Here is a 22730-nt window from a genome sequence, read left to right as displayed (position 1 = left end):
CGTCAGAAACTTTAAGTGCTAAATGGGGTGATTATAAGTTTTGTGCGATCAGTTTTAATACCTGCTGGATTTCTTCAGCTGTTAATACACCTTCCTTAACGAACAAGATCTTACCTTGCTTATCTTGCACGATGATCGCCGATGATTCTGATTTTAAATCCCAGCTATTGGCAACCACACCATTCTCATCTAACACCATCGAAGACCAAGGGAAGTCCGTTTTGCTGTCTTGTGCTGAGGACTTTACAAATGATCCTGTGCCCCAAATCGCATCATCTTGGTTGATGATGGTGGTGGTTTGATAGTCGTCAGCGGGAAATTGTGCTGCGGTAATGGCTGCCATCAAAGGCGCATTCATCTCTTTTGAATTACTGCGCCCAGCGATCGCTTGAATAACACGAACTTTGCCTAACATCGCATTGCTATTCCATGCCTGATAAATCGTGTCGTTGTTCTGTACTAAAATCTCACCATGACTGGCGATCTCAACGTTAGGCACGCTGTCACCCACAGTTAAATTGTGGGCGTTAGCAAACATGGGTGCCGTAGCAATAGCGAGAGCGATAAGGGTGTTATTTTTCATTATTTTCTTCCTGTTAGGTCATGCTTGGCAGACGAAGCTAAAGTATATACTCAAATTTCAGACTAAGAAGCCAGACCATTGCCAATCGGGACCATTACGCGCTAGTTTGTGGCGGGAAGCAGACTCCAGTTCCACCAAGACCACAATAGCCATTTGGATTCTTCGCTAAGTATTGTTGATGGTAGCTTTCGGCGAAGTAATAGGTTTTGCCGAGATCAATTTCAGTGGTGACGGCTTGTTGGCCAAGCAAGGTTTGATAACGCTGTTTGGAATCGAGAGCGTGTTCAAGTTGTTGCTGGTCATAAACATAGATCGCTGAGCGGTATTGCGTTCCTAAATCATTGCCTTGTCGCATGCCTTGGGTGGGATTATGTTGCTCCCAAAAGTGATGCAGCAGTTGTTCAAAACTGATGAGGTTGGGATCAAAAACCACTCGTACCACTTCGGTATGTCCGGTGAGGCCAGTGCAAACTTCTTCATAACTAGGGTTTGGCGTGTAACCTCCAGCATAACCGACCGAAGTACTGATTACGCCGTCAAGCTGCCAAAAAAGGCGCTCTGCGCCCCAGAAACAGCCCATTCCGAATAAAACTTGTTGCTGATCGTCATGTGGCTGCGCCGATAAGCTTGACTGATTAACGAAGTGTTTATCTTCCACTGATAATGGTGTCTCTCGGCCGGGTAAGGCGAGTTCGGCCGAGATAAGCGTTTGTTTATCTAGCATATTGCGTCTCCTTGAGTGTTTGTCCTATGAAGAAGACCGTGAATTTGACGTTTTTCATACAGACTAAATCAACAACTAACGTTATCATTTAATATAAACAATACGAATTAATAACGTTAATACTGCATGTTTAAAAAGCCTCTCGTCATTCTTGTAGCTGTCTTGTGTCTGCCTAGCTTTAGTGTTGTGGCGGATGTGGACTTGTCGATCCGAGGCTTAAAGGGCAAAGTCAAAGATAATGTTGATGCCTATTTAACCTCAATTCCTGAAAAAGAATATGACACCTCACTGCGTTTTCAAGCTCGTTTAGAGCGTAATATCACTGAAGCGCTTAACGCTTTGGGTTATTACCATCCGCAATTTTCTTTTAGTGTTGAAGACGATGGGAAAGATCTCATCGTTGAGGTGAAGAAAGGGAAACCCGTTCTTATTAGCCAGTTGGATATTCAATTTGAAGGTGAGGCCAAGCAAGATAAGGATTTTGCCACTTTAGTTAAACGCAGTGGTTTGAAAGTCGGAAAGCGCCTTAATCAAGGTGACTACGATGCTCTAAAGTCCGGCATTCGTAATCTAGCGTTGCAAAAAGGCTACTTTGAGGGAGACTTTGATCTGAGCCGCTTAGAGGTCTCTCCGGCGCTTAATCAGGCTTATATTCGTTTGCATTATAATAGTGGTATCCGCTACCACTTTGGTGAAACCATCATTACGGGTAGCCAAATTGAAGAAGATCGCGTTCATTCTCTTGAACCTTATAAAATCGGTGATCCTTACTTGGTGACGGACATCGGTATCTACAACCAAAACCTTTCCAATACCGATTGGTTTTCTTCTGTGTTCGTTGAGCCAGATTTAAGCCATCTTGGTCAAGGACGTGACCTTCCAGTCAAAGTTTCATTAGCCCCTCAAGCGAAAAACCAGTTAGAAACCGGTATTGGTTATTCGACCGATGTGGGGGTGCGTGGTTCATTAAAATGGAAAAAGCCTTGGGTAAACTCACGCGGCCATAGTTTTGATAGCAGTTTTTCATTGTCAAAGCCTGAGCAGACCATTACGGCAGGCTATCGTATTCCACTGGAAGATGTGCTGAATGAGTACTATCGCATTCAATATGGGATGAAAAACGTCGATAACCGCGATACCAAAAGCTTAGAATCCAATATCGCTTTAGAGCGTCACTGGACGCTGGATAATGGCTGGCATCGTACGCTGTTCATTCGTTATTTGTTAGAGAACTACGAGCAGGGTATTCAAGACGATAACGCACAATTCTTGTTGCCGGGCATTTCCTTCTCACGTACTCGTTCTCGTGGCGGCTCAATGCCAATGTGGGGCGATAGACAAACTGCCACGATGGAATATGGTGATCCCAAAGCACTTTCGGAGGCGCGCGTGTTTCGGATTCAAGCGGGAACAACATGGATACGCAGCATTGGCAATAACCATCGTGGCTTGTTCCGTATTGATGGCGGTGCCAACGTGACTGATGAATTTGATAAGTTGTCACCGTCACTACGTTTCTTTGCTGGTGGTGACAATAATCTGCGTGGTTATGGCTATGAGTCTATTTCTCCGCGAGATTCGAGTGGTGCGCTAACCGGTGCTAAATATATCGCGACGACCTCTTTAGAATATCAATATCGAGTAGTGGGAAATTGGTGGGGTGCCTTGTTTTACGACTATGGTGATGCATTCAATAAAACCCCTGATTTTAAACGAGGTGTTGGTGCTGGTATTCGCTGGGAGTCACCGGTTGGCCCTGTACGACTTGATTTTGCTTGGGGTTTAGATGCCCGACCAGGGGATGAATTCCAAGTGCACTTTACTTTAGGGCCTGAGTTATGACCAAAGTGGTATTAAAGTGGTCAAAATGGCTTTCTTTGATTGTGTTGGGACTAGTGCTAGCCTTGCTGCTAGCACTGGTAGTGGTATTGTTTTCTAAACCAGGTTTAAGCTTGGTGGTGTGGGGGGCTGATCGTTTCGTTCCGCAGCTCACCATCGGCTCTCATCAGGGAGCGATATTTCCACGTTTCACGCTCAATGACGTCGCATTTAAAGATGATCAATTGCATGTTGATGCTCAGATAAAATCATTAACTTTAGCGATAAAACCCGCTTGTTTTACCGAACCGAGCGTCTGTATTGATGAGCTAAGTGCGCAAGGTGTGCAATTTAGCATGCCACAACTGCCTGAATCTGAGCCAAGTGCTGAGCCTGACTCAGCAGCCAGCTCAACAATTACCTCGCCTTTACCGATTCGTGTTGGTCGTATTCTCTTACAAGATGTCGCGCTTGATGTACTGGGCAATCAGGTTCATTGGGATACATTTGCCACAGGGCTGATCTTCCAAGGTAATCGTCTCAGTATTAACAAAACTCGTTTTGATGGTGGCGTGGTCAAATTAGCCCCTGCGACGCCAGATCAGAGCTCTACTAACCAATCAGATAACGCGACGGCAAAAAACAGTGATTCTCAGCCGATTGAATTACCTGATGTGGTGCTGCCATTATCGGTTGATGTGACACAACTTGATATTAGTAACTTTAAACTTGATCAAGCGGAGCCGGTGGTTATCCATCAGCTTGCTTTAAAAGCCTTAGCAAGCCAATCCAGCGTCAAAGTGAGCCAGTTTGATGTCGATATGCCGCAACTTAAAGCGGGCTTAACGGGTGAAGTTACTCTAAACCATGGTTATCCGCTTGATCTTAGCCTCGATGCCTTAGTGAAAATGGCACCCGTCAATGGGCAAAAACTCACCTTAAAAGCCACGGGCAGTGTTGAAAAGCTCAAGTTGGAGGCAAAGTTACGTCAGTTGATTCAAGCGGATCTGAGCGCAGAACTGGAACCACTTGATCCAAATTTGCCATTCCAGATTGCGCTTAAAAAGGGCAAGGCACAGTGGCCACTAACGGGAAAAGCTGACTACCAAGCACTAATCAATCAATTTAACGCTCAAGGATCCTTAGCGGGTTATCAATTGGATCTTGATGGTAATGCCAAAGGTCAGACAATTCCGGAGGTGGATTTAACGCTTACTGGGAAAGGGGATTTGTCTGAAATTCATTTGTCGGCCCTTGATATAAAAACCCTCGGTGGTGAGATCAAAGGCTCGGCGATGGCTAACTGGCAAGCCCCAATCAATTGGGCGGCGGATCTGACTTTGGCTAATATTCAGCCCGGCCTGCAATGGTCAGAGGCGGAAGGCAATCTTAGCGGGGCATTGAAAACCGATGGCTTATTAACCCAACAGGGTGGTTGGCAAGTGAATCTGCCAATGCTCGACATTGATGGAGTATTACGTCAATACCCGCTTAATGTGGTCGGCTCGCTCAAGGCATCAGACAAAAAAGGGCTGGGTGATATTCATCTTGAAACACCTAAGTTGGTGCTGTCTCATGGGCCAAACCAAATTGAAGCAAAAGGTAAGCTTGAACAGCAATGGAATATGGATGTTCGGCTTAATCTACCTGAGCTGGCGAAGTCAATTCCGGAACTGCAAGGCAGCGCTTTGGGTGACTTGAGTTTGCGGGGCAAGCTGAGTGAACCTGAAGTTGGCGTTAACCTTGCTGTGAATAACATCGACTGGCGCGGTGAAGCACAAGTGAAAAGCGTGCGTCTACAAGGTGATGTTGTGCCATTACCGTTACCGCATGGCAAAGTGAACCTCAAAGTGGCGCAAATCAATTATCAAGGCAATCTGATTGATGATGTTGAGCTCAATATTGGCGGTAATCAAGATGCCCATGAATTGAGTCTTGAGGTGAATTCAGCGTTGCTTTCAACCCGTTTGGCGATCAGTGGCAATCTGACCGATAAACCTAATCTTGTCTGGCAAGGTCAACTTGGTCGGATGATGATTCGTACCCAGCAAGGTGATTGGAACCTCAATCAAGCCACGGCGGTTACCTTTGATTTTGCCAGTCAAATGGCGGCGGTTGGTGCACACTGTTGGCAACAAAATGACAGCTCGGTTTGTCTGGATAAAGATATTCAAGTGGGCGAAAGTGGTGAAGCGCAATTTTCCGTTAAGCAGTTCGATTTCAAACAACTGTCGATGTTTATGCCCGAGAAAACCGAGCTTAGCGGTTCGGTGGAAGGTCAAGTTTGGGCTAAATGGGCTCCGCAACAAGCGCCACAGTTAAAGGCTTCGATCACGATGCCAACAGGGCAAGTGAAGCAAATGCTTGATAAGCCGTTGGTGTTTGGTTGGGACAGTGTAAAAATCAATGCTGACGTTGCCAATAATCAATTGAAAGCGGATTGGTTATTTGATGTTACCGACAATGGCGATGTGAGCGGCCAAGTGACGATTCCAGATGTGACGGCACAAGATAAACAGATGGATGGTCAATTGGCGTTGAGCACGTTTAATTTGGACTTCCTCAATGTCTTGGTCGGTGAATACAGCCAACTAAAATCAAACATTCAAACGGATTTACGTTTTTCAGGCCCATTGCTTCATCCACAAGTGAACGGACAATTTGTCGTGGATGACATGTTGTTGCATGGTGATATTTCTCCGATTGATATTGATTCTGGTCGATTAGCGATTGAGTTTAACGGCTACAACGCCAAGTTAAACGCGGCGATTCAAACTCCCGATGGCAAGTTGAATGTTACCGGTGATGGTGACTGGCAAGATCTCCAAGATTGGCGCTCGCACGTGCGGGTTTTTGCTGATGAACTGCAAGTGAATCTGCCACCAATGGTGCGTATTAAGGTGATTCCCGATATGACCATCTCTGCGCAACCTAATTTGGCGCGGATTGATGGCAATATTGCACTGCCTTGGGGCCGTATTGTGATCGATGAACTGCCGCCAAGTGCGGTCGGCATATCAAAAGACTTGGTGCTGGTGGATAGTAAAGGAAAACCACTGAAGAGTGATTCAGCGGTGCCATTTGAAGTGGAAACCAATATTAAGATTAAGATCGGCGATGACTTTAAATTGTCCGCCTTTGGCTTAGAAGGCGGCTTGGTTGGCAATCTTAAAGTGGTGCAGAAAAATAAAGGGCCATTCGTGACGGGCGAAGTCAATATCGTTGAGGGTTCTTATCAATCCTTTGGTCAAGACTTGTTGATCAAAGAAGGCAAGATCTTGATGAACGGACCGGTGGATCAACCGTACGTGCAAATTACTGCAATACGTAATCCGGACAACACTCAAGATGATGTCACCGCAGGGGTAAAAGTGACGGGGCCTGCTGATGAACCGCAGTTAACGATTTTTTCTGATCCCGCCATGCCACAGGCAAATGCGCTATCTTATCTATTAAGAGGTCAAGATATTGATGGTGAATCGGGCGGCAACGCGATGACCACCACCTTGATCGGACTTAGCTTAGCCAAAAGCGGTAAAGTGGTCGGTGAGCTTGGCCAAGCGTTTGGTGTGCAAGACCTGCAATTGGATACCGCTGGCTCCGGTGATGATTCGCAAGTGACGGTGAGTGGCTATGTATTACCAGGCTTACAAGTGAAATATGGCGTCGGTATTTTTGATTCTGTCGGTGAGTTTACAGTGCGCTATCGTTTAATGAAGGATCTCTACTTAGAAGTGGTTTCCGGCTTAGACAGTGCGGTGGATCTGCTCTACCAGTTTGAATTCAATTAATCATTGATATTCTGAAATGATCGCATGCAATAGAAGGGAGGTTGCCAGTGCAACATTTGGTTTTTGTTTACGGCACATTGCGTGAGAACGAGAGTAACCACCATTTTGTTGGTCAAGGTCAGTTTTTAGGCCATCACGAAACATTGCCCGAATACACGTTATATGATCTTGGCGCTTATCCAGCCGTAGTAGAAGGACATCAAGTGATTTTTGGTGAAGTCTATTTGGTTAATGACGCGATGCTAGCCGAACTGGATAAGCTAGAAGATGTACCGGTTGAATATCGTCGTGAGTTAATTCCAACCCCCTTTGGTGAGGCTTGGATTTATCTTTATCAAGATGCATCACAATTGGATGTCATGATTGCATCGGGTGATTGGTGTCAGCGGGTATAATGACCAAATCATGATAATGACCGCGCATCTAGTGCCGTCAAATCAGTGTGAGGGGACAGTATGAAGTGGAAAGTAATGTTGATGCCTAGCATCTTAATATCGAGTGTATTGATGGGGTGCGCAGCGCAGCCTATTACCATTCCAAATACGACTGAAGCGTGGCAAGATTATGGCCGTCAACAAGCAATCAAAGGCCATCTTTCTCAAAGTGAACAAAAGCTGGCAGAACTGGATCAGTCAGGGGTCTTTACCGATGAGTTGTATAATGCCTATCAAGCGGGATACGCAGCAGGTAAAGAGAAGTACTGCTCACAAAGCGCCTACATGTTAGGCCGTATTGGCCAACCATACTTGGGCATCTGCGATGACGTTGACCCATTTTTCCGTGATGATTATCGAAATGGCCGCCATGAATCTTGGTAGTCATGGTGAGATGACACATGAGATAAAGCCAAAAAAGCCAGCATATGCTGGCTTTTTTATTTAATCATGCACTACTTTTGAGCGCGCTGATAAGATTCTAGAATCTCTTGTCGTGCTGCCGCGACATCGGCCCAGCCATCGACTTTCACCCACTTTCCTGCTTCCAGTTCTTTATAGCGTTCAAAGAACTGGGTGATCTGCGCTTTGAGCAGTTCTGGTATATCACCAACATCTTGGATATGGTCATATTCTTTAGACAGCTTGCTGTGTGGCACGGCAAACACCTTCGCATCTTCGCCAGACTCATCAGTCATCTTTAACACCCCAACTGGTCGACAACGAATCACCGATCCCGGCATTAGTGGGTAAGGGGTTGGAACCAGTACATCAACCGGGTCACCATCAAGTGATAAAGTGTCATTTACGTAACCGTAATTGCATGGGTAGAACATCGGCGCTGACATAAAGCGGTCAACGAAAACCGCACCAGAATCTTTATCGACTTCATATTTGATTGGGTCTGCATTGGCAGGGATTTCGATGACGACATACAGGTCATCGGGTAGAGACTTACCAGCAGGTACATCATTCAAGCTCATGAGAGATATCCTTATTTCTAATTCAAATGAAGAGTGATTGGGTAAAAATACAGCCACTACAATAAAGGCAAAGCGAGTTTAATGTAAACAAACTGTTATTGTTTTTAGGCTAAAAAAGCGCCTCGCGGCGCTTTATCTTTAGTCGGGATGAAATTCCAGCAGTAACTCAACTTGTTTAACCATGTTGGTTGAACCAACGAAAAAGGGCACGCGTTGGTGTAGCTCAGTGGGTTTGAGATCCATAATGCGCTGTGCGCCATCCGAGGCTAAGCCTCCCGCTTGCTCAATGATGAAGGCCATTGGATTGCATTCATACAGTAGGCGTAATTTACCTTGCGGATGACTTTGTGTGCTTGGGTAAAGATAGATCCCGCCTTTAAGTAGGTTACGGTGAAAATCAGCCACCAGTGAACCAATGTAGCGCGAAGTGTATGGGCGATGGGTTTGTGGATCGTTTTCTTGGCAATATTTGATGTATTTTTTAACGCCTTGTGGGAAGCGGAAATAATTGCCTTCGTTGATCGAGTAGATCTGACCATCCTCTGGGATCATCATGTTTTCATGTGAAAGACAGAAGGTGCCAAGTGATGGGTCGTAGGTGAAGCCATTGACGCCATTGCCTGTGGTGTACACCAACATGGTAGAGGAACCGTAGATCACATAACCTGCCGCGACTTGCTTGTTGCCCGGTTGGAGGAAATCTTCTTCAGTCGGTGGCGTGCCAATCGGCGACACTCGACGATAGATGGAGAAAATGGTACCGACTGATACGTTAACATCAATATTTGACGATCCATCAAGAGGGTCCATTAACACCACATATTTGGCATTTTTGTTGAGCTCTTTACTGAAGGCGACCGCTTGATCTTCCTCTTCACTGGCCACTCCACACACCTGATCGCGTGCTTCTAGGGCGGCTTTAAATTTATCGTTAGCGTAAACATCCAGTTTTTGCTGGGCCTCGCCTTGCACGTTTTCAGTGCCGACCGCGCCAGTGATATCCACCAGACCCGCTTTATTGATTTCACGGTTAACGATTTTGGCTGCCAATCGAATCGAAGAGAGCAGCGATGAAAGATCGCCACCAGCGTGAGGGAAGTCTGCTTGTTTCTCAACGATGAACTCGCCAAGCGTGCGCATTCCAGACATGTTATTTCCTTTTAGTCAGCTAAAGATATTGGGCTTGAGTGATGGATTTCTAATGATCCAGTGCAATAGGAGGATTTGCTCAGTGATTAAAAACTCCCTAGATAAGTGTAAGACGTAGATCTTTTTATGGGTAATAAACTAACTGCTTGAGATCCCAATTTATTTACATTGTGTTTTGGACTGATAGAGAGCGTAGAAAAGCGCGCGAATAGGGCGAAATAGGTCGGTTCAATTGGCAATAGAGTGATCAAAACGGTTCGCTTTTAGTGGCTTTATCGCCATAATGAAGCGGTATTTTTAGCGTAGGACAAGGTTTCGTTTATGCACATTCATATCTTGGGGATCTGTGGCACCTTTATGGGTGGCGCGGCAACATTAGCGCGCCAGTTAGGCCATAAAGTGACGGGCAGTGATGCCAATGTTTATCCACCAATGAGTACCATGCTTGAATCTCAAGGTATTGAAATAATAGAGGGTTTCGATCCTGCTCAATTGAATCCTGCCCCAGATCTTGTGGTGATTGGTAATGCGATGAGTCGCGGCAATCCTTGTGTTGAGTATGTACTTAATAACAACCTACGCTACACCTCTGGACCACAGTGGTTACAAGAGTTTTTATTGCATGATCGCTGGGTATTAGCTGTCTCGGGCACGCATGGTAAAACCACCACCTCAAGTATGTTGTCTTGGATCCTCGAAGATTGCGGTTACCAACCGGGCTTTTTAGTCGGTGGCGTGTTAGGAAATTTCGGCATCTCGGCTCGTTTGGGCGAAAGCATGTTCTTTGTTGTCGAAGCGGACGAATATGACAGCGCTTTTTTCGATAAGCGTTCAAAGTTTGTTCACTACCATCCACGAACATTAGTGATGAACAACCTCGAGTTTGATCATGCCGACATCTTTGATGATCTTGAGGCGATTAAGCGTCAATTCCATCATCTTGTTCGTACCGTGCCGAGCAACGGGCGTATTTTAGCGCCGAAAGCTGATCAAGCGCTGACCGATGTGCTAGACCGCGGGTGTTGGAGTGAAACTGAATACACCGGCGAACAAGGAGATTGGCGTGCTGAAAAGATTGTTAAAGATGGTTCACAATTCCATGTGCTGCTTGATGGTGAAATCAAAGGCACAGTGAAATGGGATTTGGTTGGTGATCATAACGTCGATAATGCCTTAATGGCGATCGCTGCTGCTCGCCATGTTGGTGTGACTGCCGATCTTGCGTGTGAATCGCTAGCGAAATTTATCAATACAAAGCGTCGCCTTGAACTGAAAGGGCAAGTGAATGGCGTGACGGTTTATGATGACTTTGCTCATCACCCAACGGCGATTGAACTGACGATGGGTGGTCTGCGTAACAAGGTGGGCAGCGACAAGATCATTGCGGTACTAGAACCTCGTTCTGCGACGATGAAACGTGGCGTACATAAAGATACTCTCGCAGCATCATTACATCATGCCGATGAGGTTTTCCTTTATCAGCCAGAGAGCATTGAATGGTCGGTGGAAGAGGTTGCTCAACAATGTTCTCAACCGGCTTATACCAGTGCTGATATTGATCAATTGGTCGATGCGATCGTGGCAAAAGCCGTACCTGGCGACCATATTCTAGTGATGAGTAACGGCGGCTTTGAAGGTATTCATGGCAAGCTGCTAGAGAAACTGGCAGGTTAAACAGCATGACAAACAAGAGTAGTAAAGCGATTACTTTAGCCTTTACTGGCGCATCGGGCGCACCTTATGGGTTGCGCCTACTCGAGTGTTTATTGGCGGCAGATTATCAGGTCTATCTATTGATATCTTCTGCCGCGCGAGTGGTGTTGGCAACTGAACATGGTTTGAAATTGCCAAGTGGCCCAGAGGCCGCGCAGCAAGCATTAGTTGCGCATCTCAATTGTGATGCAGATAAATTGGTGGTGTGTGGCAAAGACGATTGGTTCTCGCCAGTGGCGTCAGGATCTGCTGCGCCAAAACAGATGGTGGTGTGCCCATGTTCTGCAGGCAGTGTGGCGGCAATCGCTCACGGCATGTCGGATAATTTGATTGAGCGTGCGGCTGATGTAGTGATGAAAGAGCGTGGCCAGCTAGTGCTGGTGGTACGTGAAACGCCTTTTTCTACCTTGCATTTAGAGAATATGCATAAGCTATCGACAATGGGGGTTACCATTATGCCTGCTGCGCCCGGGTTTTATCACCAACCACAAACCATTGAAGATTTGATTGATTTCATGGTGGCGAGAATTCTGGATCATCTCGGTGTTGAGCAGGGGTTAGTTCCGCGCTGGGGTTATGATCACAGAGGATAATATCTCGCTAGCCATACATTGGCAGAATGATTACAATCCCATCAATACTCAACGGGGAGCCATGCTGTGATGCGCTGGCTGAGATCGGTCAATGACTGGGACCCGTGTACCTGAACCAGATAATGCTGGCGTAGGAATTGAGTCTGGTCATTTAGTTACTGCGCTAATTAAACGCCGACCTCAAACCTGTGCCGCTCAACTCGGAGAGAGCGAACAGTGAAAACCACCACGTTAACCACCACCTTTAGTACGCTAGCGATTGCTTGCGCGTCTTTTTCTGCTTTCGCGGCGGACAATACCCTAACCGTTTATACCTACGATTCATTTGCCGCAGATTGGGGCCCAGGCCCAACAGTGGAAAAAGCCTTTGAAGCCCAGTGCGGTGGTTGTGATGTTAATTTTGTCGCGCTGGATGATGGTGTGTCGATTTTGAACCGCTTACGTTTAGAAAACGGCAATAGCAAAGCGGATATTGTCTTAGGGTTGGACAACAATCTAATGGCAGAAGCGAAGAAGACCGGTTTACTGAGTGAGCATCAGGTTGATACCAGCAGCGTAACAATTCCCGGCGGTTGGCAAGACACCACCTTTGTCCCTTATGACTATGGCTACTTTGCCTTTGTTTACAACAAAGAAAAGCTCGCTAACCCACCGACAAGCTTGAAAGAATTGGTTGAGCAGCGTGACGATCTAAAAATCATCTATCAAGATCCACGAACCTCGACTCCGGGGCAAGGTTTGATGCTTTGGATGAAATCAGTTTACGGTGATGATGTCGCGGCCGCATGGCAAAAACTGGCAGGCAAAACCGTGACCGTGACGAAAGGTTGGTCTGAAGCTTATTCGATGTTCCTAGAAGGCGAAGCGGATATGGTGCTTTCGTACACCACATCACCGGCTTACCACATTATTGCCGAAAACGATCTTAAATACGCAGCAGCGGATTTTAGTGAGGGTCACTACACGCAAGTTGAAGTTGCCGCAAAAGTGAAGGGCAGTAAGAACCCTGCGTTAGCGGATCAGTTCATGCAGTTTATTTTGAGTGATCAATTCCAATCAGCTATGCCGACGGGGAACTGGATGTATCCTGTCACAGATGTAGCTCAGCCAGAAGGTTTCTCTACCCTGACAGTGCCGAGCAAAGCGCTAAGTTTTAGTGCTGATGAAGTTGCGACGCAACGTAAGACATGGATTCGTGAATGGCAAAGCGCTTTAACGCGTTAAGGTTTTTACTTGAATCGTCTTCCTAAATTAGGACTGTGGGTCGCGATGTTTATCGCGGCCTTTGTCTTTTCAGCTTTGGCGGCGCTCTTTTATGCCGCACCGTCGCTCAATCTATTGCAGGTTTGGCAAGATCCTTATTATCGCCACGTTACGCAATTTAGTTTCTATCAATCGTTTCTTTCCACTTTGCTCAGTGTTGGTCTTGCGCTTCCGGTCGCCCATGCACTGTCAAAGCGTGATTTTAAAGGTAAGGGCTTGTTGCTCAAGCTATTTAGCTCCACCTTAGTCTTACCTGTGCTGGTGGGGGTATTTGGCTTATTGGCGATTTACGGAAATTCAGGGCTCATAGCCGATGTTTTAGCGCAGTTTGAGCACACATTACCGTTTTCCATTTATGGTTTGAACGGTATTTTACTTGCGCATGTGTTTTTCAATCTCCCTTACGCTGCCCGCTTGTTGCTGCAAGCATTAGATACCATTCCTCAAGAGCAACATAAACTGTGTGCCCACTTGGGAATGAGCCAGTGGCAGAAATTTAAGTGGGTTGAGTGGCCGCGTTTAAGACAGCAATTACCCCACGTATCGGGCTTGGTCTTTATGCTTTGCTTTACCAGTTTTGCTACGGTGATGGCGTTAGGGGGCGGGCCAAAATCGACCACGATTGAGCTGGCGATCTATCAAGCGATTAAGTTTGATTTTGATCTGCAAGCTGGCGCTTTACTGGCGATTTGGCAAATGGTGTTGTGTGGCTTACTGGCGCTTTCTATTCAGCGCCTCGCTAAGCCTCTCGCGGTCTCTAACGGTTCAACGACACAGCTGCGTTACTTGGTTAATGATGGCCGTTTGGCGCGCGTGTGGGATGCTGGCTGGATTACGTTTGCTTCTCTATTGGTCGTCCCACCACTATTGATGGTGGTGCTGAGCGGGCTAAATACACAGATTATCGATGTGTTGCGTGATACGCGTTTTTGGCAAGCACTGCTTTCCTCTTTGCAAGTCGCTATCGTCGCCAGTGTGTTTGCTTTAGCGGCGGGCATCGCGATTTTAACCACCAGTCGACGTTGGCGTTTAATGTCGAAAAATCGTCGAGCGGATCAGATTGAGCTGGTGGGAACGATTATTTTGGTGACGCCGGGATTGGTGATCTCCACCGGATTGTTCTTATTACTGCGTAATGTGACGGATGTTTTCAGTCTAGCGTATTTTATTGTTGTGGCGGTCAATGCCTTGATGGGGTTGCCATATGTGATCAAAACCTTGTCGCAACCGATGTTACAAATCGAACAGCATTATCAATACTTAGCGGCGAGTTTAGGTTTACGCGGTTGGCAGAGATTTAAAGTGGTTGAATGGCGAGGCTTGAAAAAACCAATGGCGCACGCGTTTGCCTTGAGTTTTATGCTGGCGATGGGCGATTTAAGTGCGGTGGCATTATTTGGCGGAAGTGAGTTCCGTACTTTGCCTCTCTATCTGTTCCAATTGCTTGGAAGCTATCAAATGGAAGCTGCCGCAGTGGTCTCTTTGACCTTATTGCTGCTCAGTGTCGGTTGCTTTAGCGTGATCGAAAAGCTCTTTAAAGCGAATCAGACGATGCATCATTCCATTCGCCACGCCGCTAAGCATGTTACGAAGTCATAAGGGGATTTATGTTAAGTATTAAACACGCCCACTATACCTATCACCACGCGCCATTTGATTTTTCTCTTGAGGTGGCCGAAGGTGAGATTTTGGCTCTGATGGGGCCGAGTGGCGCTGGAAAATCAACCTTATTAGCTCTGTTAGCGGGGTTTATTGAGCCAGAGTCTGGCGATATTCTAGCCGCAGGACAATCGTTATTGGGTCAAGCGCCGCATCAACGTCCAGTGGCGATGTTGTTTCAAGAGCATAATCTCTTTGCCCATTTGACGGTTGAGGAGAATATTGGTTTAGGACTTCATCCAGGATTAAAGCTCACGGCAGAGCAAAAAAAACAAGTGGTGGAAGCCGCGCAACAAGTGGGAATTGCGGAGTATTTTGGCCGTCTTCCTGAGCAGTTATCGGGTGGCCAGCGTCAGCGTGTGGCTTTAGCGCGTTGTTTTGTTCAGCCACACCAAATTTGGCTGCTCGATGAGCCATTTTCTGCATTAGATCCGCTCTTAAGAGAAGAGATGCTGATGTTGGTGAAACGCTTAGCTCAAGAGCGCAATTTGACGGTGGTGATGGTAACGCACCATATCAACGATGCACGCACGATCGCCAGTCAGTTTGCTTTTGTCGCTGATGGACGAGTGGCGGAATCTGGTGCGATTGAGCGGTTGTCTGCGCAACATAGTAATAGTGAGTTGGCGGCGTTTGTTAAAGCCAGTCACTGAGCATGGAAATAAAAAAGGTTGCCGATCAAGGCAACCTTTTTTGTTGAGCGAATCTCAATTACTCTTGAGCTTCTTGTAGCGCTCTTAGCACTTGGAAAATTTCGCGGTAAGCCCTTGGTGGCTTGTTCGCTTGTTTTTCTTTAGCCGCTTGACGAGCAAGTTGACGTAAGCGCTGACGATCTGCCTCAGGGTACATTGTCATAACCGCTTCAATCGCGCTATCACCTTCCGCTGCGATACGATCACGTAGCAACTCAAGCTTTTGCAGCATCATGGTGTTTTGTGCGTGCTTGTTACGGATTTTATCCAGTGCAGCCTGAATTTGATCCGCATCTTCATATTGCATCAGTTTACCGATGCGTTGCAGCTGGCGACGACGCGCTTCGTTTTTGAAGCGTTGTGCATCTTTCACTGCATCTAAAAGATCTTCACTTAGCGGCATTTTCTTTAGAGTAGACGAACTCAGTTCGACCAGCTCTACGCCAAGTTTTTGTAAAATCTCCATATCGCGTTTCATCTCGGATTTACTAACCCAGATGATCTCTTCTTCCGGTTCCCATGGCGCTTTTTGATTCTTACGAGCCATCTCTTTTGCCTTTAATTGACTATCTCTTCTTCTATTTTAACAAGAATCTTGGGGAGAAAGCGAAATTCTTGTTATCCTAGAAGCAATACTCATGAAAATGTAGAAAAAATATGGACGTAAGAGAGCAAGTCGCTCAGCAGCGTGTTGAGCTTGAAGCCGCCGTCGCTAAAGCGTTAGAGATGGCTGCCGTTAAGGCTGATGCCGCAGAAGTCGCAATTTCTAAATCGACTGGATTAAGTGTATCGACTCGCATGTGTGAGGTCGAAAACGTCGAATTTAACAGTGATGGTGCTTTAGGTATTACGGTTTACCGTGGTCAACGCAAAGGTAGCGCCTCTACGTCAGATTTGAGTGAGAAGGCGATTCAGCAGACCGTCATGGCGGCGTTGGACATTGCCCAATACACCTCGGAAGACCCATTTGCAGGCCCTGCACCCCAAGAATTTATGGTGCAAGAGATCCCTGATTTGGATCTGTTCCACCCAGATACGCCGGATCCTGATTACGCCGCGCAAGTCGCCATTGCCGCAGAAAAGCGTGCGTTGGAATACAGCAGCAAGATCAAACAAAGTGACGGTGCTAGCTACGACAGCCACTATGGTGTGAAAGTCTATGGTAACAGCCATGGTCTGCTTGCTAGCTATGCCAGCAGCCGTCACAGCACCAGTTGTTGTGTGATTGGTCAAGGTGCCAACGGCGAAATGGAGCGCGATTACAGCTACACCATGGCGCGTCACAAAGATGAGCTGTGGACACCGGAACAAGTCGGCCAATTGGCGGCAGAAAAAACCGTGAGCCGTTTGGATGCTAAGCGTCTAGCTACGGGTAAATACCCAGTGATGTTTGCTGCGGATGTGGCGACAGGCCTACTTGGTCATCTGGTGATGGCGATCAGTGGTGGCAACCTCTACCGTAAATCGTCGTTCTTACTCGATCATTTAGGTAAGCAGATCCTACCGAGCTGGTTTAACGTTTCTGAGCGTCCGCATATTCTGCGTGGTTTGGCTTCAAGCCCATTTGATAGTGAAGGCGTCTTTACTAAAGATTGCGAGATCATTACTGATGGCGTGTTGGCAACCTACTTATTGACCAGCTACGCGGCACGTAAAATGAAGATGGATCCAACCGGTCATGCGGGCGGCATCCATAACTGGTTCGTGCAATCAACAGGGCAAGATTACCAGCAGATGCTTAAAGAGCTCGGTACTGGCTTCTTGGTGACGGAAGTGATGGGGCAAGGGGTGAATACCGTTACTGGCGATTACTCGCGCGGTGCGGCTGGCTTCTGGGTGGAAAATGGTGAAATCCAATACCCTGTATCGGAAGTGACCATTGCGGGTAACCTGAAAGACATGTTCCAACAGATCGTAGCCGTTGGCAGCGATGTTGAAACACGCTCGCAAATTCAAACTGGTTCGATTCTACTTGAGTCGATGAAAGTCGCTGGTGAATAACGACTGCAGTTTATAACGCTAGAAGCATAAAAAATCCCGAGCATTGGCTCGGGATTTGTGTTTTTAGCGCAGAATAGTTTTTAACACAGAGTCGCTTTTAATGAATAGGAGACTATTCGCCCCACTGGGCTTCAAACCAACTCTCTAAGATCACCACCGCTGATTGGCAGTCGACATTGCCTTTTGATAGCGCTTTATAGCCGCCCATCGCAAACAGATCGGCGCGGGCTTCGCGGGTAGAAAGACGCTCATCATGCATCTCTACCGCTACCCCAAATCGACCTTGTAGTCGCTGGCCGAATTTTTTCGCACGTGGTGTGATGGTTTCAAGATCCTTGCCGTGCAAGTCAGTCGGTAGGCCTACCACGATTAAGTTTGGTTGCCACTCTTTGATCTGCTTTTCAATATCATCCCAGTTAGGAATACCATCGTTGGCTTTAAATGCTTTGAGTGGTGAAGCGGTTCCGGTAATTTCCTGACCAATGGCGCTACCAATACTTTTGGTGCCATAGTCAAAGGCCATAATAGTTCTATTTGACATAGTTTTTGATTCTTTGGTTGTGGGGCTTATGTGGTTGAATCGACACGTAAGCTATGCGTGACCAACATCGCTAGAGAGTTGCGCGACATCAATACCCAACATTTGTACTGCGGTCTGCCAGCGTTCTGTCAGTGGGGTTTCAAAGATCACTGATGGATCGGCTTCAATGGTGAGCCATGAATTTTCGGCTAACTCAACTTCGAGTTGCCCCGCTTCCCAGCCGGAATAGCCTAATGCCACTAAGTAGTGGTTTGGTTCCGCTTCGGTGCCGAGTACGCTGAGGATATCTTTTGAGGTAGTGACGGAAATTTTGTCGGTCATTTGAATGCTTGATTCATAATGATCTTTAGGTTGATGCAAGATAAAACCGCGATCTTCAGAAACTGGACCACCGTTAAGTACTGGCATTTCAAGCTTATCGCTTTTTAGCGGTGGATGAACCGATTCAACCTTAACCTGTTCCAGCATTTTCCCAACCGTGACTTCAATTGGTGCATTGATCATTAGGCCCATTGCGCCATCTTGATTGTGCTCACACACATAGATCACACTGCGCTTGAAGTAGGGATCTTTCATGCCCGGCATGGCAACTAAAAAGTGGTTAGTTAAATTCATCAGTATCCAGCCTTATGGTTACCCAAACCTCTGCTTAGGCGATACTCTAAGCAGTCAGAGGGCGCGAGCGCCCTCTATTCGGGATTATTTTTTTAGACGGCGCTCAATCGCATCCATCAGCTTGCCTGTGATAGAGATATCGAAGGCTGCTTCAATTTCACGAATACAAGTTGGGCTTGTTACGTTGATTTCCGTTAGCTTGTCGCCAATCACATCGAGGCCAACAAAGATCAGGCCTTTTTCTTTAAGTGTAGGCGCAACTGCCAGTGCGATCTGCATATCTGTTTCGCTCAGTGGTTGAGCCACGCCAGTCCCACCTGCGGCAAGATTACCACGTGTCTCCCCCTTAGCTGGAATACGAGCTAGGCAGTAAGGCATTGGCTCGCCATCAACCACAAGGATTCGTTTGTCGCCATTGCTGATATCAGGCACAAAAGTTTGCGCCATGGCGTAGTTTTGGCCGTGATTGGTCAATGTTTCAATAATCACTGAAACGTTTGGATCGTTTTCTTTTACGCGGAAAATGGATGCGCCGCCCATACCATCAAGTGGTTTTAGGATCACATCACCATGCTCTGCACGGAAAGCTTTAATTTTTTCCGCTTTACGCGTCACGATAGTGGTTGGAGTCAGCTCTGGGAACCAAGCGGTAAACAGTTTTTCGTTACAGTCACGCAGGCTCTGTGGCTTGTTGACGATCAGTGCGCCTTCCACTTCAGCGCGCTCTAGAATATAGGTCGCGTAGATGTATTCGGTATCAAAAGGGGGATCTTTACGCATCAGTACCGCATCAAGATCTGCCAGCTTAATGCTTTGCTCAGATTTGAACTCGTACCAACCGTTTGGATCTTCTTTTAGCTCAACGATCTTCGTGTCGGCAATGGCCACGCCTTGATCCAAATGCAGATCTTGCATTTCCATGTAATGGATTTCGTAGCCGCGACGTTGTGCTTCTAGCATCATGGCAAAGCTAGAGTCTTTTTTGATATTGATGGACGAAATTGGGTCCATCACGATGCCAAGTTTAATCATGCTTTTCTCCGGTTAGCCAAGATCGCCAAAACGAACTTGTAGGGCTGTAATTGCTGTTAACGCCGCGGTTTCGGTACGTAATACACGTGGGCCGAGAAGCGTCTCTTCAAATTGGTATTGCTCGGTCATATCGATTTCATCGCTCGACAAACCGCCTTCTGGGCCAATCAATAATCGCACTTTTTCTACAGGCGTCGGCAGGGTATTGATTGAGTATTTCGCGCGAGGATGCAGATTCAGTTTTAAACCGTCGTACTCTTCGGCACACCAATCTTCCAATTTCATGATTGGGCGAATTTCTGGTACGGTGTTACGGCCACATTGCTCGCAGGCACTAATCGCAATTTTTTGCCATTGTTCCATTTTCTTTTCAAAACGCTTTTGGTCAAGTTTGACACCACAACGTTCAGAAATGAGTGGTGTAATAGTATTTACGCCCAGCTCAACCGATTTTTGGATGGTAAATTCCATTTTGTCACCACGTGACATAACTTGGCCAAGATGCAAATCCAGTGGTGATTCACTGCTGCGTTCGATACGCTCAGTCACGTCAACGTGCACGGTTTTCTTGGTCACTTCACTGATGGTGGCCGGAAATTCTGCGCCGCTGCCATCAAACAATAGCACTTGTTGGCCTTCTTTCATGCGTAGAGCACGGCCGATATGGCCTGCGGCATCTTCACTAAGTTCAACGACGCCAAGCTGCTGAATGATTTCTGGGTGATAAATTCGTGGGATTCGCATGGTGTATTAAGTTCCAGCCAAAAGAGATTTATAAAGAGTAACATGGATGCGTTAAGCGAAAAAAACAAGGGTATTTTCCGCTTAACTTATTGCCTAGAGCTTACGGCAAGCTTCAACAACAAATGGGTTGTGGTTACCCTGAACCTTAGCGATATGCTTATCGCGTTCACATTCCCATTTTTCGGCCGGATATTGTTTATTCCAAGCTTGCATTAAATTGCGTTGCTGTTTGGAAAGATCAAAACTGTACTCTTGGCTCATATAGAGATAGGTTCGCGCAATTGAACCACGTGCACGAGCGGGTGGCATGACTTTGCGTTGTTTGAAATTCACCTGCATTTCGCAGCTGCCATAGGTGACCCCATTGACACCATTCCATTGGCTAAAGTTAAAGTTGGAGCGGTCGCCATTGACCTCGCCAATTGCAGGCGTGAGGTTATGTAGATCCGCTTCCATTTGACGAAATTGAGGGTATTTTTTCTTTGAACACTCTTTGCGGCCGCCTTTTTGCCAACATTGCATTTGATGGCCGAACTGCCACGCAGGCACGACGTGTTCCCACTCAATACGCGTTGCGCGTACTTTTTGTGTTTGCTTACGGATTTGGTAGCCACAGCCTTCTAAATCGGGAACGCCTTTTCTTCCTTGCCATTTGATATCACAGCCACAGTAAAAGCTGGTGGCGTAATCAAGGTCGCGCTCGAGATCTTTATAGATACTAACCGCTTCGCGTTTGGCGGCCGAAAAGGAACTAGGGGGAGCTGCTACAACATTGCTCGCGGCAAGCGCCAGCAATAAACAGGAGAGTGTACGCATGAAAAAGTCTTATAAAGGAATGTCTTTTTGCATGATATCACTCAACTTACTGCTATATAGGTGGTAATTTTGTAAATTGAAGTTTGTCGGTGGTCTTTAGCTGAGTTGTTTGCCTGTAAAGCTGAGCAGCTGTTTGCATTGCTGGCAGCGGTAACTCATTTGCCCGCGCAGAACCTTGTTATGACGGCGAATGGTTAGCGGGTAATCGCGGCACCCACAACGATATTGAAAGGTTTTCCCTTCTACTGACTGAGTAGCAAAGCGATGGGTTGTATGAGCGGGAACGCCAAATACGGCCTCCATAACCCCTTTCCATTGCGCGCCATGGGGGCGCACTCGGCCATAGACTTGATAAGTGATCAAGTGTGCGACTTCATGAGGAATGACTTCATCCAAAAAGGCTTTTTGGTTTTCGATGAATAGGACTGGATTGAGGCGGATTTGGTTGAGTTGTAAGTAGGCTTTTCCTGCCGCTTTGCCACGCAGTTGATAGTTGAGTGCAGGCTGAGCAAAAGGGCGCTTAAAGGCCTGTTCGGCAAGTGTTATGCAATCGGCTACTTTGCGTATAGCTTGATAGTTGAGTTCTTTATCCACGCTCTCTCCATAAAAAAGCAGCTCAGCGCAAAGGCCGAGCTGACTGCATCATATAGTGAAGCGCTCAATCTGTTAAGGGTGATGTTTCTTCTTAATCACCTCATGATAAGCGTGCCAAGTTCCGTACCCCAATATTGGCATAGTAAACAGCATGCCGATGCCATAGGTGGCAAAGCCAATTAAGATCCCACCACAAATGATGGCTGCCCACACAATCATCGCGGGGATGTTGCTTTTCACGGCATTAAAGCTGGTAAATACCGCTGTCATCATGTCGACTCGGCGTTCCATCATTAGTGGGATGGAAAATGCAGAAAGACAAAATACGGCACAGGCGAGCACAAACCCGACGATGGAACCGATGACTAAAAATGGTAAAAAATCGGTTAGCGGTGCACCCTGCACAGAAGGGTAAAGCGCATGCAGCAAGGCGGCGATACGCATCCAAAAGATCATGCACACAGCAAGCAATACGGCAAATGCCCATTGAGAGCTAGAGTTGCGGCTGATGGCTTTGATCGAATGAAATAGGCTGGCATTGCGGCCACGTTCTCTCGCCCAACTGGCATCATATAATCCCAGCGCTAGAAATGGCCCGATGAGCATGTAGACCACTAAACTCGGCATCACGACTAAATGGGTGCCTTGCCATTGCACCAGTAACACAATACCGATGGCGGCAGCCATAAAGCACAAGCCATAGAAGGCACTAATGAGTGGCATTTTTACTAAGTCATGCAGTCCTAGCGCGAGCCAATGAAAAGGCGCGCTGATGCTGACTTGATTGCAAGGTATGGTTCGAGCGTATTCATGGTTGGGGACTTCCTTTTGTTCACGCTTAAAGTCCGATGGATTCACGGTATGAGGCATAACTCCTCCTTGATGGTATCCCACAGTAACCACTGTTTCAGTGGTGATGTAATGGCAGACTGACTGGCGGGACATCAAACTCGCTCTAGCTGACATCATTGTCTGAGCATCAATG

At 46.8% G+C, this 22730-nt stretch carries 22 protein-coding genes and 1 riboswitch; of the genes, 10 read left to right on the top strand and 12 right to left on the bottom strand.

From position 1 onward, the window contains the following. Positions 1-31: 31 nt before the first annotated feature. Both RJD38_RS04800 and msrA read right to left on the bottom strand, forming a co-directional pair. The gene (locus RJD38_RS04800) at positions 32-583 is read right to left on the bottom strand and encodes a YtfJ family protein (RefSeq protein ID WP_065544974.1); all 552 of its coding nucleotides are present in this window, start codon (positions 581-583) and stop codon (positions 32-34) included. A gap of 94 nt (positions 584-677) precedes the next feature. Then, positions 678-1307, bottom strand: a complete 630-nt coding sequence (msrA, locus tag RJD38_RS04795) for a peptide-methionine (S)-S-oxide reductase MsrA (protein ID WP_005593515.1) — start codon at positions 1305-1307, stop codon at positions 678-680. A 126-nt stretch (positions 1308-1433) separates the two neighbouring features. On the opposite strand from msrA, the gene RJD38_RS04790 reads away from it, so the two are divergent. From RJD38_RS04790 to RJD38_RS04775, 4 genes are read left to right on the top strand one after another with little or no spacing between them, the layout of a single operon-like run. Beyond that, complete coding sequence (locus RJD38_RS04790; RefSeq protein ID WP_065431006.1) at positions 1434-3149, top strand: autotransporter assembly complex protein TamA; 1716 nt, start codon at positions 1434-1436, stop codon at positions 3147-3149. After that, on the top strand, positions 3146-6916 hold the full coding sequence (locus RJD38_RS04785; RefSeq protein WP_065544975.1) for a translocation/assembly module TamB domain-containing protein: 3771 nt from the start codon (positions 3146-3148) through the stop codon (positions 6914-6916). Before RJD38_RS04790 ends, RJD38_RS04785 begins: the two co-directional genes overlap by 4 nt. Before the next feature lie 47 nt (positions 6917-6963). Continuing rightward, on the top strand, positions 6964-7311 hold the full coding sequence (locus RJD38_RS04780; protein ID WP_065544976.1) for a gamma-glutamylcyclotransferase family protein: 348 nt from the start codon (positions 6964-6966) through the stop codon (positions 7309-7311). 60 nt (positions 7312-7371) lie between these two features. Next, complete coding sequence (locus RJD38_RS04775; protein ID WP_083163304.1) at positions 7372-7734, top strand: DUF2799 domain-containing protein; 363 nt, start codon at positions 7372-7374, stop codon at positions 7732-7734. 71 nt (positions 7735-7805) lie between these two features. On the opposite strand, the gene ppa is transcribed toward RJD38_RS04775, so the two are convergent. Next, a complete protein-coding gene (gene ppa, locus RJD38_RS04770) occupies positions 7806-8333 on the bottom strand; it encodes an inorganic diphosphatase (RefSeq protein WP_009387878.1) in 528 nt (175 codons plus the stop codon). A 138-nt stretch (positions 8334-8471) separates the two neighbouring features. Next, on the bottom strand, positions 8472-9482 hold the full coding sequence (fbp, locus tag RJD38_RS04765; protein ID WP_065544977.1) for a class 1 fructose-bisphosphatase: 1011 nt from the start codon (positions 9480-9482) through the stop codon (positions 8472-8474). A 321-nt stretch (positions 9483-9803) separates the two neighbouring features. Here fbp and mpl point away from each other — a divergent pair, with 321 nt between their 5' ends. The 5 genes from mpl to thiQ all read left to right on the top strand — a co-directional run bounded on the left by mpl (position 9804) and on the right by thiQ (position 15363). Continuing rightward, entirely contained in the window at positions 9804-11156 is a 1353-nt protein-coding gene (gene mpl, locus RJD38_RS04760) for a UDP-N-acetylmuramate:L-alanyl-gamma-D-glutamyl-meso-diaminopimelate ligase (protein WP_065544978.1), read from the top strand. A 5-nt stretch (positions 11157-11161) separates the two neighbouring features. Further along, entirely contained in the window at positions 11162-11788 is a 627-nt protein-coding gene (locus RJD38_RS04755; RefSeq protein WP_065544979.1) for a flavin prenyltransferase UbiX, read from the top strand. A gap of 42 nt (positions 11789-11830) precedes the next feature. Then, positions 11831-11942: riboswitch (TPP riboswitch) on the top strand. 62 nt (positions 11943-12004) lie between these two features. Continuing rightward, positions 12005-13012 carry a thiamine ABC transporter substrate binding subunit gene (gene thiB, locus RJD38_RS04750; protein WP_065544980.1) on the top strand — a complete coding sequence of 336 codons (1008 nt, stop codon included), beginning with the start codon at positions 12005-12007 and terminating at the stop codon, positions 13010-13012. A gap of 9 nt (positions 13013-13021) precedes the next feature. Further along, entirely contained in the window at positions 13022-14650 is a 1629-nt protein-coding gene (gene thiP / locus RJD38_RS04745; RefSeq protein WP_083163307.1) for a thiamine/thiamine pyrophosphate ABC transporter permease ThiP, read from the top strand. Positions 14651-14658: 8 nt separating this feature from the next. Then, positions 14659-15363: a thiamine ABC transporter ATP-binding protein gene (thiQ, locus tag RJD38_RS04740; RefSeq protein ID WP_005593502.1), complete on the top strand. Its 705-nt coding sequence runs from the start codon at positions 14659-14661 to the stop codon at positions 15361-15363. A gap of 58 nt (positions 15364-15421) precedes the next feature. Here the strand turns inward: thiQ and yjgA are convergent, their stop codons facing one another. After that, positions 15422-15949 carry a ribosome biogenesis factor YjgA gene (yjgA, locus tag RJD38_RS04735; RefSeq protein ID WP_005593501.1) on the bottom strand — a complete coding sequence of 176 codons (528 nt, stop codon included), beginning with the start codon at positions 15947-15949 and terminating at the stop codon, positions 15422-15424. 110 nt (positions 15950-16059) lie between these two features. On the opposite strand from yjgA, the gene pmbA reads away from it, so the two are divergent. Then, a complete protein-coding gene (pmbA, locus tag RJD38_RS04730; RefSeq protein ID WP_065544982.1) occupies positions 16060-17403 on the top strand; it encodes a metalloprotease PmbA in 1344 nt (447 codons plus the stop codon). Positions 17404-17515: 112 nt separating this feature from the next. Here pmbA and ruvX read toward each other — a convergent pair whose 3' ends face one another. The 7 genes from ruvX to RJD38_RS04695 all read right to left on the bottom strand — a co-directional run bounded on the left by ruvX (position 17516) and on the right by RJD38_RS04695 (position 22615). Then, positions 17516-17944: a Holliday junction resolvase RuvX gene (gene ruvX, locus RJD38_RS04725; RefSeq protein ID WP_005593499.1), complete on the bottom strand. Its 429-nt coding sequence runs from the start codon at positions 17942-17944 to the stop codon at positions 17516-17518. A gap of 51 nt (positions 17945-17995) precedes the next feature. Continuing rightward, positions 17996-18559: a YqgE/AlgH family protein gene (locus tag RJD38_RS04720; protein WP_005593498.1), complete on the bottom strand. Its 564-nt coding sequence runs from the start codon at positions 18557-18559 to the stop codon at positions 17996-17998. Positions 18560-18643: 84 nt separating this feature from the next. Beyond that, complete coding sequence (gene gshB / locus RJD38_RS04715; RefSeq protein WP_009387885.1) at positions 18644-19591, bottom strand: glutathione synthase; 948 nt, start codon at positions 19589-19591, stop codon at positions 18644-18646. Between the two features lie 12 nt (positions 19592-19603). Next, complete coding sequence (gene rsmE / locus RJD38_RS04710; protein WP_005593496.1) at positions 19604-20335, bottom strand: 16S rRNA (uracil(1498)-N(3))-methyltransferase; 732 nt, start codon at positions 20333-20335, stop codon at positions 19604-19606. A 93-nt stretch (positions 20336-20428) separates the two neighbouring features. Beyond that, positions 20429-21151 carry an endonuclease gene (locus tag RJD38_RS04705; protein ID WP_065544983.1) on the bottom strand — a complete coding sequence of 241 codons (723 nt, stop codon included), beginning with the start codon at positions 21149-21151 and terminating at the stop codon, positions 20429-20431. 96 nt (positions 21152-21247) lie between these two features. Continuing rightward, complete coding sequence (locus RJD38_RS04700) at positions 21248-21745, bottom strand: SprT family zinc-dependent metalloprotease (RefSeq protein WP_065544984.1); 498 nt, start codon at positions 21743-21745, stop codon at positions 21248-21250. A gap of 72 nt (positions 21746-21817) precedes the next feature. Next, positions 21818-22615 carry a DUF2189 domain-containing protein gene (locus RJD38_RS04695; protein ID WP_065544985.1) on the bottom strand — a complete coding sequence of 266 codons (798 nt, stop codon included), beginning with the start codon at positions 22613-22615 and terminating at the stop codon, positions 21818-21820. Positions 22616-22730 lie beyond the last annotated feature (115 nt).

It is taken from the genome of Vibrio scophthalmi (assembly GCF_040869025.1).
GTDB classification, from domain to species: Bacteria; Pseudomonadota; Gammaproteobacteria; order Enterobacterales; family Vibrionaceae; genus Vibrio; species Vibrio scophthalmi.
This window is presented reverse-complemented; position numbering and strand designations above follow the sequence as displayed.